The organism is Cereibacter sp. Soil_C_27 (assembly GCF_057657095.1).
This window is the reverse complement of sequence record NZ_JBDGJD010000003.1, coordinates 189,190-201,128: the sequence shown is the minus strand read 5'-3', so window position 1 is coordinate 201,128 and position 11,939 is coordinate 189,190. Positions and strand designations below refer to the sequence as shown.

General features: G+C 67.6%; 11 protein-coding genes. 10 read left to right on the top strand and 1 reads right to left on the bottom strand.

Going from position 1 to position 11,939, the window contains the following annotated elements; genetic code table 11:
* Positions 1–72: 72 nt before the first annotated feature.
* The 4 genes from AC3A5Z_RS12990 to AC3A5Z_RS12975 all read left to right on the top strand — a co-directional run bounded on the left by AC3A5Z_RS12990 (position 73) and on the right by AC3A5Z_RS12975 (position 3,949).
* A complete protein-coding gene (locus AC3A5Z_RS12990) occupies positions 73–612 on the top strand; it encodes a TetR/AcrR family transcriptional regulator (protein ID WP_487519771.1) in 540 nt (179 codons plus the stop codon).
* Between the two features lie 108 nt (positions 613–720).
* Positions 721–1,206: an NUDIX hydrolase gene (locus tag AC3A5Z_RS12985; protein WP_487519770.1), complete on the top strand. Its 486-nt coding sequence runs from the start codon at positions 721–723 to the stop codon at positions 1,204–1,206.
* 49 nt (positions 1,207–1,255) lie between these two features.
* Positions 1,256–2,740 (top strand): inorganic phosphate transporter, encoded by a 1,485-nt coding sequence (locus AC3A5Z_RS12980; protein ID WP_487519769.1) that lies wholly within the window; start codon positions 1,256–1,258, stop codon positions 2,738–2,740.
* An 84-nt stretch (positions 2,741–2,824) separates the two neighbouring features.
* Positions 2,825–3,949, top strand: coding sequence for an amidohydrolase (locus AC3A5Z_RS12975; RefSeq protein ID WP_487519768.1), 1,125 nt, complete (start codon positions 2,825–2,827; stop codon positions 3,947–3,949).
* Here the strand turns inward: AC3A5Z_RS12975 and AC3A5Z_RS12970 are convergent.
* Positions 3,943–5,061, bottom strand: coding sequence for an aminotransferase (locus AC3A5Z_RS12970; RefSeq protein ID WP_487519767.1), 1,119 nt, complete (start codon positions 5,059–5,061; stop codon positions 3,943–3,945). The two genes, AC3A5Z_RS12975 and AC3A5Z_RS12970, sit on opposite strands and share 7 nt — an antisense overlap.
* A gap of 331 nt (positions 5,062–5,392) precedes the next feature.
* Here AC3A5Z_RS12970 and AC3A5Z_RS12965 point away from each other — a divergent pair, with 331 nt between their 5' ends.
* The 6 genes from AC3A5Z_RS12965 to AC3A5Z_RS12940 all read left to right on the top strand — a co-directional run bounded on the left by AC3A5Z_RS12965 (position 5,393) and on the right by AC3A5Z_RS12940 (position 11,938).
* Complete coding sequence (locus AC3A5Z_RS12965) at positions 5,393–6,076, top strand: GntR family transcriptional regulator (RefSeq protein WP_487519766.1); 684 nt, start codon at positions 5,393–5,395, stop codon at positions 6,074–6,076.
* Between the two features lie 116 nt (positions 6,077–6,192).
* The gene (locus AC3A5Z_RS12960) at positions 6,193–7,053 is read left to right on the top strand and encodes an isocitrate lyase/PEP mutase family protein (protein WP_487519765.1); all 861 of its coding nucleotides are present in this window, start codon (positions 6,193–6,195) and stop codon (positions 7,051–7,053) included.
* Between the two features lie 22 nt (positions 7,054–7,075).
* Positions 7,076–7,756: an isochorismatase family protein gene (locus AC3A5Z_RS12955; protein WP_487519764.1), complete on the top strand. Its 681-nt coding sequence runs from the start codon at positions 7,076–7,078 to the stop codon at positions 7,754–7,756.
* Between the two features lie 37 nt (positions 7,757–7,793).
* Positions 7,794–9,158 (top strand): FAD-dependent oxidoreductase, encoded by a 1,365-nt coding sequence (locus AC3A5Z_RS12950; RefSeq protein WP_487519763.1) that lies wholly within the window; start codon positions 7,794–7,796, stop codon positions 9,156–9,158.
* Between the two features lies 1 nt (position 9,159).
* A complete protein-coding gene (locus AC3A5Z_RS12945; RefSeq protein ID WP_487519762.1) occupies positions 9,160–10,536 on the top strand; it encodes an MmgE/PrpD family protein in 1,377 nt (458 codons plus the stop codon).
* A 46-nt stretch (positions 10,537–10,582) separates the two neighbouring features.
* Positions 10,583–11,938, top strand: a complete 1,356-nt coding sequence (locus AC3A5Z_RS12940; protein WP_487519761.1) for a dihydroorotase — start codon at positions 10,583–10,585, stop codon at positions 11,936–11,938.
* Position 11,939: the final 1 nt, after the last annotated feature.

Here is an 11,939-nt window from a genome sequence, read left to right as displayed (position 1 = left end):
AGTATCCGGCTATATCGCATTAATACGGAGGCTGCCTCCGTTTTGCAAGAGAGATGATGGGTAGGCAAAAGGATGGGCGAAGAAACGCCAAAGGCAAGGAAACCCCGGGCTGATCAGCTGAGAAATCGCGAACTGCTGCTGGAAGCGGCACGCGAGGTCTTCCGCGACGAGGGCGGCAGTCTGGAAGCGGTGGCGCGGACGGCAGGGCTGGGCGTCGGCACGCTCTACCGGCACTTCCCGACCCGCGAGGCGCTGTTCCAGGCGGTCTATGCGCGCGAGGTGGAGCTTCTGGAACGCCGGGCCGCCGAGGACGGGTTCGAGGCGTGGATGCGGGCAGCGCTGCGGATGATGGCGACGAAGAAGGGTATGGTCGCGGCGCTGGCCCCGGTGTTCGAGCCCGAGTCGTCCTTCTTCAGCGATCAGTCGATGCGCATCCGCGGCGCCGTCTCCGCCCTGCACGCGCGCGCCGTGGCGGGCGGCATGGTGCGGCCCGACGTGACCAGCGACGACCTGATGCGGGTGCTGATGGCCCTCGGCTACGGCCCCGGCGCCGACCCTGCGCGCGCGGATCTGCTGCTGGAGGTGTTTCTCGACGGGTTGCGCCCGCGCTAGCTTCCGGCCTTCCGCACATCATGATGGCGCCCTGAAGCCCTTCGGGGTTGCGCACTCGCCACATCGCCTGTCTCATGGCTCCGGGGATGAGGCGCTGCCGGAAAGGACATGATGTCGACACTGAGCCGGATCTGGAGCGAGCTGGTCTCACCGTTCTTCCGCCGTCCCCGGCGGCATCAGGTGGCGGCGCTGTGCTATCGCGATGGGGCTTCCGGACATGAGGTACTGCTGATCACCAGCCGCGGCAGCGGGCGCTGGGTGATCCCGAAGGGCGGCCCGATGCGGGGGCGCAGCTCGGCCGAGGCCGCGCTGCAGGAGGCCTGGGAGGAGGCCGGGGTGCAGGGCCGGGCCAGCGAGACGACGCTTGGTGCCTATGTCTACGACAAGCTGCGCGACTCCGGCCTGCCGGTGCCGGTCGAAGTGCTGGTCTACCCGGTCGCGGTCGAGGCGCTTGCCGATGACTTCCCCGAGGTGGGTCAGCGCGAGCGTCGATGGGTCTCGCCCACGGAAGCGGCCCGTCTGGTGGACGAACCGGGATTGCGCCGGATCCTTTGCCAGTTCGCAGCCGTTGGGATTCCGCCGAACAAGGATTGAATCCTTGGGCCCTCCTGTTTAGGAGGCTGCGGACCACCCGGGAGAACCTATGGCGAACAGAGATTTTGAAGCGCGGCACCTCGAAACGCTCGACCGCGATCTCGGCCGCTTCTCGAACCTCGAACTCGCGACGGGTTACGTCACGCGTCCCATGGTCGGGATCGGCCTCGCGCTGATCTTCGTGCTAGTTGCGGCGCTCGCCGCAGCGCTGCTGCTCGGCCAGACGCCGAATGCGATGGTGGTCATCGTGGCGGCGGCCCTGGGGGCCTACATGGCGCTGAACATCGGCGCCAATGACGTCGCCAACAACATGGGCCCCGCCGTCGGCGCCAAGGCCCTGACGATGGGCGGCGCCATCGTCATCGCCGCGATCTGCGAGACGCTGGGCGCGCTCCTTGCGGGGGGCGAGGTGGTCGACACCGTCTCCAAGGGCATCATCGCGGTCGACAGCCTCGGCGGGCCGCGGGATTTCATCTGGGCGATGCTGGCGGCGCTGCTCTCCTCGGCACTGTGGGTCAACTGCGCAACCTGGATCGGCGCCCCGGTCTCGACGACCCATGCTGTCGTCGGCGGCGTCATGGGGGCGGGCATCGCCACGGCGGGCTTTGGCGCGGTGACCTGGCCGACGATGGGGGCCATCGCCGCAAGCTGGGTCATTTCGCCCCTGCTCGGCGGGCTCGTCGCGGCGGGGCTCTTGTGGTTCATCAAGGCGCGCATCATCTACCGCCCCGACAAGATCGCCGCGGCCCGGCTCTGGGTGCCGGTGCTCGTCGGGCTGATGGGCGGCACCTTCACCATCTATCTGGTGATGAAGGGGCTGAAGGCGGTCGTCCAGATCCCGCCGGGCGCCTCGGTTGGCATCGGTGCCCTCACCGGGCTCGTGATCTGGCTGGTGATGATCCCGGTGATCCGGCGCCAGTCCGCGGGGCTGGAGAACCGCAACAAGTCGCTGAAGGTGCTCTTCGCCATCCCGCTGATCGTCTCGGCGGCCCTGCTGAGCTTTGCCCATGGCGCCAATGACGTGGCCAATGCCATCGGTCCGCTCGCCGCCATCGTCGCCGCCTCGCAGGGCGCGGGCATCGCGACTGAGGTCGCCATTCCCTTCTGGGTCATGCTGATCGGTGCCGCCGGGATCTCCTTCGGCCTCTTCCTCTTCGGACCCAAGCTGATCCGCATGGTGGGCAGCCAGATCACCAAGCTGAACCCGATGCGCGCCTATTGCGTGGCACTGTCGGCGGCGCTGACGGTGATCGTGGCAAGCTGGCTCGGCCTGCCGGTCAGCTCCACCCATATCGCGGTCGGCGCGGTCTTCGGTGTCGGCTTCTTCCGCGAATGGGATGCCGAGCGGCGCCTGCGCAACATGCGGATGGCCCTGCCCAGCCGCCCGCAACTGTCGCCGGAGGAACGCCGCCGCCGCAAGCTGGTGCGCCGGTCGCATTTCATGACCATCGTCGCCGCCTGGATCGTGACAGTTCCGGCGACGGCGGGTCTGGCAGCCATCGTCGTCACAGGCATCCGGGCTGTGGCGGGCTGACCGAGGCGACGCCAGATCGTCAGAAGGCGAAGACGCGGCCATGGGACCGGGCATAGAACTGCGGCAACGGATCGAAGGTGAGCCATGACTGAAGACCTGACAGATGCGATCGGCTGGCGTCACGAGTTGCACCGCCACCCCGAACTGCTGTTCGATCTGCCCTGGACGGCGGGCTTCGTCGCGGACCGGCTGCGCTCGTTCGGTCTTGCCGTGGAAACCGGGATCGGCGGCAGCGGGGTCGTCGCGTTGGCGCGGGGCGACAGGCCCGGCCCGGTGACCGGGCTGCGGACGGACATGGACGCGCTGCCGATCCTCGAAAGGGCTTCGGCCGATCCTGTCTCGCTCCACCCCGGCAGGATGCATGCCTGCGGCCATGACGGGCACATGGCGATGCTGCTGCTGGCGGCGCGCCGTCTCGCCGCCCGGCGCGACTTTGCTGGCACCGCCGTCTTCATCTTCCAGCCAGCCGAGGAGAACGGCGGCGCCGGGGCGCGGGCCATGCTGCAGGACGGGCTGATGGAGCGGTTCGGCATCGAGCAGGTCTTCGGCATGCACTGCCTGCCGGGGCTGACGGAGAACACATTCGGCACCCGTCCCGGTGGGATCATGGCGGCGGCCGACAGCCTGCGCATCCGCATCGAGGGGCGCGGCGGCCATGCGGCGCGGCCCGAGAGCTGCATCGACCCTGGCCTGGTCGCAAGCCACATCCACCTCGCGCTGCAGACCGTCGTCTCGCGCAGCCTCGATCCGCTGGCCTCGGCTGTGATCTCGATCACCCGGATGGAGGCCTCCGACAACGAGGACATCATCGCGCCGACGGCCCGTCTCGCCGGCACCGTCCGCACGCTCGACGAGGCGGTGCGCGACCAGTGCGAGACGGCCATCGAACGCATCGCCACCGGGGTCGCGGCAGCGCATGGCGCGCGGGCCGAGGTGGAATATCTGCGCGATTACCCGGTGACGGTGAACGACCCGGCCTCCATGGCCCGCGCCGCCCGCAGCGCCGCGGCCATCGCGCCGACAGTGACGGATACCCCGCCGCTGATGGTCAGCGAGGATTTCTCCTTCATGCTGCAGGCCCGCCCCGGCGCCTTCCTGTTCCTCGGTCAGGGGCCGGGCCCCGGCCTGCACAGCCCGGAGTTCCAGTTCAACGACGCCGTGCTCGACACCGGCGCGCGCTTCTGGGAGCGGCTGATCCGCGATCAGTGACGGGCGAGGAAGCCCGACACCAGCGCCAACCCCTCGCGCAGCACCTCTGGGGCGTTGGCGTAGCCGATCCGGACATAGCCCTCCATTCCCATAGCCGAGCCGGGCGTGAACATCACGCCGGTCTCGCGCAGGAGCTCGGTGCAGAACTCGCGCGAGCTCATCGGCAGATCGAGCTTCACCAACGCGGTGGTGCCGGAGCGCGGCCGCACCCAGAACAGCTTCGGCTCCGCCTCGATCCACTCCGCCAGCAGGGCAAGGTTGCCGCGGGTGATCGCGCGCGAGCGGGCGAGGACGCGCCCCGCATTCTCCAGCGCCAGCGTGGCGAAATGATCGTCGATCATGCCGACGCTGATCGTGTCGTAGTCTCGCTGGATCAGCACCTCGGCGATCACCTCCGGCGGCGCCGCGACCCAGCCGAGCCGCAGCCCGGCAAGGCTGAAGGCCTTCGACATGCCCGCCGTGCTGATGCCCTTCTCGTAGAGATCGGCCATGGAGGCGGTCATCCCCGCCCCCTCCTGATCGGTGCCGCGGTAGACCTCGTCACACAGCACCCAAGCCCCCGCCGCACGGGCGATCTCGGCGATCTCGAGCAGCATCTCGCGCGGGATCAGCGCGCCGGTGGGATTGTTGGGGTTCGTCAGGGCGATGAGCTTCGTGCCCGGCAGCGCCAGCGCCCTGAGCGCCTCGAGATCCGGCAGCCAGCCGTCCTTCTCCTGCAGCTGCAACATCTGCACATCCGCGCCGATGCTGGCCGGGATCGAATGGTGCTGCTGATAGGTCGGCACGATCGAGACCACCCGGTCGCCCCGCTCCACCAGCGCGCGATGCACCAGCATGTTGGCACCGATGGTGCCATGGGTGACGATGACGTTCTGCGGGCTCTGGCTGTCATAGAGCGCGGCGATGGCGTTGCGCAGCCGCTCGGACCCCTCGATCGCGCCATAGGTCATCTTCATCGGCAGCAGCGCCGAGAGATCGGCGGCGTTGGACCCGGTGAGTTCCAGCAGCTCCGCGATGGTCAGGCTTTCGACACAGGTCTCGGCGAGGTTCAGACGGCACTTGGTCTCATACTCGTTCATCCAGATTTCGACGCCGAACGGTTCGATCTTCACGGAAATTCCTCGGGTTTGGGACCATCACCCGGAAAGTGGCACGCGGCGCCGGGGTCGTCCAGCACGAAGCCGTGCGCGGAGGCCGGCGCCTGTCAGCAGCCGCAAGACCCTCGCCATCACCTTGCGCTGCACTTGGGAGCGACAGTTTCAACGCGGCGCTTGTCCTGCGGCAATGGTGCCGCTCCGGAACTGTCGACAGTTGATAGATTTTCGGGCATCTGGAAATACAAGGGGCAGACGGATGTCATGCGTTGTACGCGCCGCCCGCATAGGAAGAACAACGGTCGGGATGCGCCGCGAGGGCTCACCGCAGGAGAAAGGAGAAGGCAGGATGATGGAGCCGATCAAGATCCGGTCGCTGGCCAATGAGGCTTTGGACCGTGTGGTGGCTGCGATCACCTCGGGCGAGTTCGAACCGGGCGAGAAGCTGTCGGAATCTCTGCTGGCGCGACAGCTGGGCATCAGCCGCGGGCCGGTGCGCGAGGCGCTGCAGCAGCTTGAGGGCAAGCTGGTGCAACGTGTTCCCCGGCTGGGCGTGAGCGTGATCCAGTTCGATCAGGACTCGCTGCAACAGCTCTTCTACCTGCGCGAGGCGCTGGAAGGCATGACGGCGCGTCTGGCGGCCACCAATGCCCCGGACGGCTGGGCAGAGGAAGCCGAACGCATGCTGCAGAAGCATGAGACCGATATCCGCGATACCGGCAACCGCGCCTACCGCCAGCGCAGCGTCGACGAGGACTTCCATTTCTCCATCGCCCGCGCCTCCGGTTGCCTGAACATCGAGCGCATCCTGCTGAACGAAGTGAACCTGCAGCTGCGCATCGCCCGGCTGAAGTCCTCGATGCGTCCGGGCCGGGCCGAAGAGGCGCTGCGTCAACACCACGAGATCGTCGCGGCGATCCGCGCACGCGATCCTGAACAGGCTGAAGCCGCCATGCGCCGGCATATCGCCTCCGCACGCAGCAGCTCAATGGCGATCCTGGCCGAGACCCCTGCTCCTGCCCCCGAGGATTGAAGCGCCGAAGACGACTTTGGCATGATAGTGCAAACTGTTGACAGCTGTCAGATTACAGTTCATGGTCCGGTTATCCGCCCTGCGTTTGCGGGGCATTCAGTTTCTGGAATTTGCCAATGCGCCCCACTCAGCGGCTTAAAGCCCTTGTCGCCCGCCGCGACGCAACGACCCTGCCGGGAGCTGCCAACGCCCTGTTTGCCCGGGTGATTGAGGATCTGGGATTCGAAGCAGTCTATGTGACCGGTGCAGGCATCGCGAACATGCGGCTCGGTGCGCCCGACGTCGGGCTGACCACCGTCACGGAAGTGGCCGAGACGGTTGCGAGCATCGCCGACGCGGTGAACCTGCCGCTGATCGTCGATGCCGACACCGGCTTTGGAAACGCCGTCAACACGGTGCGCTCGGTGCGCCTGCTCGAACGCGCCGGGGCTTCGGCAATCCAGATCGAGGATCAGGTCTTTCCAAAGAAATGCGGCCATTTCAATGGCAAGGAAGTCATTCCTGCCAGCGAGATGGTGCAGAAGATCCGCGCGGCGGTCGATGCCCGGGTGGATCAGGATCTGATGATCATCGCCCGCACCGATGCCCGCGCCATCGAAGGCCTCGATGCGGCGCTCGACCGTGCCAACGCCTATATCGAGGCAGGCGCCGACATGACCTTCGTCGAGGCTCCCGCCAGCTTCGCGGAGCTGAGCCGCATCGGTGCCGAGTTGAGCGTGCCGCAGGTCGCCAATATCGTCTTTGGCGGCAAGACGCCTGATCCGGGGCGCGAGGTGCTGGCCAGCAATGGCTTTTCCATCGTCCTCTACGCCAATGCCTCGCTGCAGGCCGCGCTGCGCGCCTCCACCCGCGTGCTGACCGCGCTGCGCGACGAAGGCAGTCTCGACAGCGTCGCCGATCTGCTGGCCGGCTTCGACGAGCGTCAGCGGTCGGTGAACAAGGACTTCTGGGATGGGCTGGAAGCCCGTTATCGATAAGCAAGGGACAGGGAGCAGGATCATGTCGCATCCGTGGGACGGAATCATCAGCGAGGAGGATCTCCGCGCCTACGATGCGGCTGGGTTCGGTCGCCCGACCGGCCTCGGCAAGCGGCCCGCGCTCGTCATCATCGACGTGCAGTATCGCACCACCGGCACCCGCCCGATGCCGTTCTTCGAGGCGATCGACGAGTTCAAGACCTCCTGTGGTGAGATCGCCTGGGAGGCCATGGCCAATATCGAGCGGCTGCTGACGCTGTTCCGCGCGAAGGGCTGGCCGGTTCTTTACCCCTACGTCGCGCCGAAGCAGTCCTTCGACACCGGACGGCTGGGTGACAAGGTGCCCGCGCTGCTGGGCGTCGCCGCGAAGGGCTACGAGTTCCCGCCGCAGATTGCACCCCGGGAAGGCGATATCTTGCTGCCCAAGAAGCACCCCTCGGCCTTCTTCGGCACGCCGCTGGCCAGCTATCTCATCGACCTCGGCGTGGACTCGCTGGTGGTCACCGGCTGCTCGACGTCGGGCTGCGTGCGCGGCTCGGTCGTCGATGGCTTTGCCTACAACTTCCGCTGCACCGTGCCGCAGGACGCCTGCTATGACCGCTCGTTCACCTCGCACGCGGTGAACCTGTTCGACATGGCCTACAAATACGCCGATGTGCTGTCGACCGACGACACGATCCAGGCGCTCGACGCCCTCGCCTGAGCCGACGGCGAAACAGCAAGACCACAGGAAGACCATCATGAGCGACGAGCTTGACGTTCTGATCATCGGCGCCGGGGCCTGCGGCCTCTGCGCCGCCATCCAGGCGCATGACAAGGGGCTGAGTGTGGCCCTGATCGAGAAGAACGACCGTCCAGGCGGCAACTCCGCATTGTCGACCGGCTCGGTTCCGGCAGCCAACAGTCGCTTCCAGCGCGAAGCGGGCATCGAGGATACGCCGGAGACTTATTTCCGCGACCTGATGGGCATCGCGGGCGAGACCGAGGCCGAGCAGCTGGTCCGGCGCATGACCGCGGTCTCTGCCGAAACCGTGGAATGGCTGATCGACGATGTCGGCTGCCGGATGGAGCTGATCACCGCCTACAAGCACATCGGCCATTCGGTTTCGCGGCTGCATGCTCCGCGCTCGCGCCGCGGCAAGGATCTGGTCGACGATCTGGTGGCAGCGGTCGAACGCCGCGACATCCCGATGGCCGTCGGCAATGCCGCCCGCAGCCTGATCGTCGAGGACGGTCGGGTCGTCGGAGCGCTCGTCGATTCCGGTGATGGCCAGCCGCAGGAGATCCGGGCTCGGGCCGTCATCCTGGCCTCGAACGGGTTCGGCAACAACCGCGCCCTCGTGGAGCGCTACATCTCGGAGATCGCGGGCGCACAATACTTTGGCGCACTTGGCTCCGACGGCGAGGCGATCCTGTGGGGCGAGGAACTCGGCGCAGAGCTGCTGAACATGGAAGCCTATCAGGGCTATGCCGCCGTGGCCGATCCGCATGGCTCGATCCTAAGCTGGACGACCATCGAGAAGGGCGGCGTCCTGCTGAACGAGAAGGGCGAGCGTTTCGGCGACGAAAGCCTCGGCTACTCCGGCTATGCGAGACACGTCCTGGCGGAAGGCGCGCGGTCCTGGGCCCTCTTCGACCAGCGGATCTTCGAGATTGCCATGCAGGAAGAAGAATTCGCCGAGCTCTGGGAACACAGGGGGCTCAAGACCGGCGCGACCGTGGCCGAGGTGGCCGCGGCGCAGGGGCTCGATGCCGACGCTGCCGAAGCGGCTGTGGCGGCCTTCAACGCTGCGGCGGAGGCAGGCGTGCCGGATGCCTTCGGCCGCACGGCCTATGGGCTCGCACCGCTTCAGGCACCCTTCTATTCCTGCCGCACCCTGCCCGCGCTTTTCCACACCCAGGGCGGGCTTGCGGTGGATGATGACGCGCGGGTTCTGCGCCGCGACGGCACGCCGATCCCCGGCCTCTATGCAGGTGGCGGCGCGGCGGCCGGGGTCTCGGGCAAGTCGGGCGCGCTCGGCTATGCCTCGGGCAATGGCCTGCTGACGGCAACCGCGCTCGGGCGTCTTGCAGCCCTTGCCGCCGCCGCTGACCTCGGGGCCTGAAATGACGCTTTCCGCCGAGGTGATCGACCGACTGCGCAGCCTGGGCGAGCTGCCCGGCTCGCTGCGCGGGACCGCCCTGCGCCATGTGACCGATGCCGTGGGTGTCGGCCACGCGGCCGCCGGATCGGCGGCAGGGGCACACTGGCGGCGCTATGCCAGAATGCAGAGCGGGCGCGGCCCGGCCAGCGTCTTCGGCCTGCCGCACGGACTGCCCGCGACCTCGGCGGCGCTGATCAATGGCGGGCTGATCCACAGCCTCGAATATGACGACACCCATACCGGCTCCATCGTGCATGGCTCGGCGGTGCTGGCCGCCGCGGCACTGGCGGCGGGTGAGGCCGAGGGTGCAAGCGGCTCGGCAGTGATCCGCGCCTACACGCTCTGGTATGAGGTGTTCATCCGGCTCGGCCTCGCGGCGGCGGGCGGCTTTCAGAACCGGGGCTTCCAGCTGACCTCGGTCGGCGGGGCGCTCTGTGCTGCAGGGATCGCCGCCGATCTGAAAGGGCTCGACGCCGAGCAGACCCAGCATGCGCTGGGGATCGCGCTGAGCCAGGCTTCAGGGGTGTTCGAGTTCCTGACCAATGGCTCGACGGTAAAGTCGATGCACCCGGGCTGGGCGGCACAGGCGGGGCTGATTGCTGCCGATCTCGCGGCGGCAGGCATGACCGGCCCGCTCACGGCGCTCGAGGGCCGGTTCGGCCTGTTCCGACAGTTCGCCGGGGACGAGGCGGCGGCGGAGCGTTTCGGCGTTTTGCTGGCTGACCTCGGCCAAGTCTGGCATTTGGAAGCCGCAGCCTACAAGTTCCATCCCTGCTGCCACTACCTGCACCCCTTCATCGAGGCCGCTCGGTTGCTGCAGGCGCAAGGCGTGACAGCGTCCGATGTTGCCCGGTTCGACTGCGGCGTGCCGCAGGGGGCAGCCGGGATCGTGGCCGAACCCTGGGCTGAAAAGACCCGCGCCTCCGGCCATCTGGCGCGCTGGTCGCTGCCCGTCACCGTGGCGATGCAGCTTGTCGATGGCCGGGTCGATCTCGCGAGCTTCGAACAGGCGCTGTCGCCCGGGGTCACGGGTCTCGCCGCGCGGAGCGACTGGCATGTGCTGGAGGACAGCCGTTTCCCGGCGCGCTTCGACGCCCTGCTGCGGCTGACGCTGGTCGATGGCCGCGTGCTCGAACAGCGCATCGACGATGTCTATGGCAATGGCTCGCGCCCGCCCTCGGACACCGATCTCGACGCGAAATTCACCGCCAACCTGGCCCGGCTTGCCCCTGGCGCAGAGACTGCCGCCCTGCGCGCGGCTCTCGCCGGGCTCGACGCCGCCCCCGACTGCACGGCGCTGTCCTCAGCGCTACGTGCCCTTGGTTCTGCAGAGGAGTGATCCGATTACCCCCTTCGACCTCGTGATCCGTGGTGGCGAAGCCGTATTGCCCGGCAGCGGACGCACCGCCTGCGACATCGCCGTGAAGGACGGCCGCATCGCGGCCCTCCTCCAGCCCGGCACCGAGGCCGTGGCATCGCGCGAGATCGATGCCACGGGTCTGGTGGCCCTGCCCGGCGTGATCGACGCACATCTGCATCTCGGGCATGGCAAGGACATCTCGCGCCCGCGCGAGCCGCGCGATGCCGAGGTGGAGACCGCGTCGGCAGCGATCGGCGGGGTGACCTGCATGGTGCCCTACCTGATGGCCTCCGAACCGCATGCCGCGACCTTCGACGAGGTCCGCTCGGTGACCGAGGCGGGTGCGCGCATCGATTTCGGCTATCACTTCATCATCTCGACCGAGGCCCAGCTGGCCGAAGTGCCGACCTACATCGACACTTTTGGCGCGCCGACCCTGAAGATCTTCATGAACAACCGCGGCGGCGAGGGCAAAAGGCTCGGGCTGCCGGATATCGACGACGGCTTCTTCTTCCGGCTTGCCGAACTGGCAGCGGCGCACGGCGGTATGGTCGCCCCGCATCCCGAGAACATCGAGGTCGCCTGGGTGCTGCGCGAGCGTGCGATGAAGGCCGACCCCGAGGGTGCCGGCGGTCTGGCGGCTTGGGATGCCTCCCGGCCCGATTTCGTCGAAGCCGAGGCCGTGCAGCGCGCCTCCTATCTGGCCAATGCGGCGGGAGCCCCGCTCTATGTCGTGCACACCTCCTCGGCGGCGGCACTGGAAACCGGGCTGGCCCGCCGTGCCGCCGGGGATGAGGTCTATTTCGAGACCTGCCCGCACTACCTCACCCATGACGTGACCGACCCAATCGGCGCCATCGGCAAGATCAATCCGCCCCTGCGCAGCCGAGATAACTGCGACCGGCTCTGGCAGGGCGTGGCCAATGGCGAAATCGACACCGTCGCCACCGACCACGTGCATCGCGATCTGACCGGCAAGGAAAACGGCATCTGGGCCGCCTCCCCCGGCTGCCCCGGCATGGAAACCCTGCTGCCGGTGATGCTGACCGAAGGCCATCACGCCCGCGGCATTCCGCTGGAGCGTCTGGTCGAAGTGCTGTCGGAAGCGCCCGCGCGGCTGATGGGCCTCACGACCAAGGGCGCGCTGAGCATCGGACTGGACGCCGACATCGTGCTGGTCGATCTGGACACCGAATGGACGATGACCCGCGACAAGGTGGTGTCTTCGGCGGGGTATTCGATCTACGAGGGAAAGACTTTCAAGGGCGCGATCCGCAACACGCTGGTCCGGGGGCATGAGGTCGTGCGCGATGGCAGGCTCTGCGATGACAGCATCGGCATCGGGCGCTACCAGCACCGCCGCCTCGCGTTCGGAGACTGAA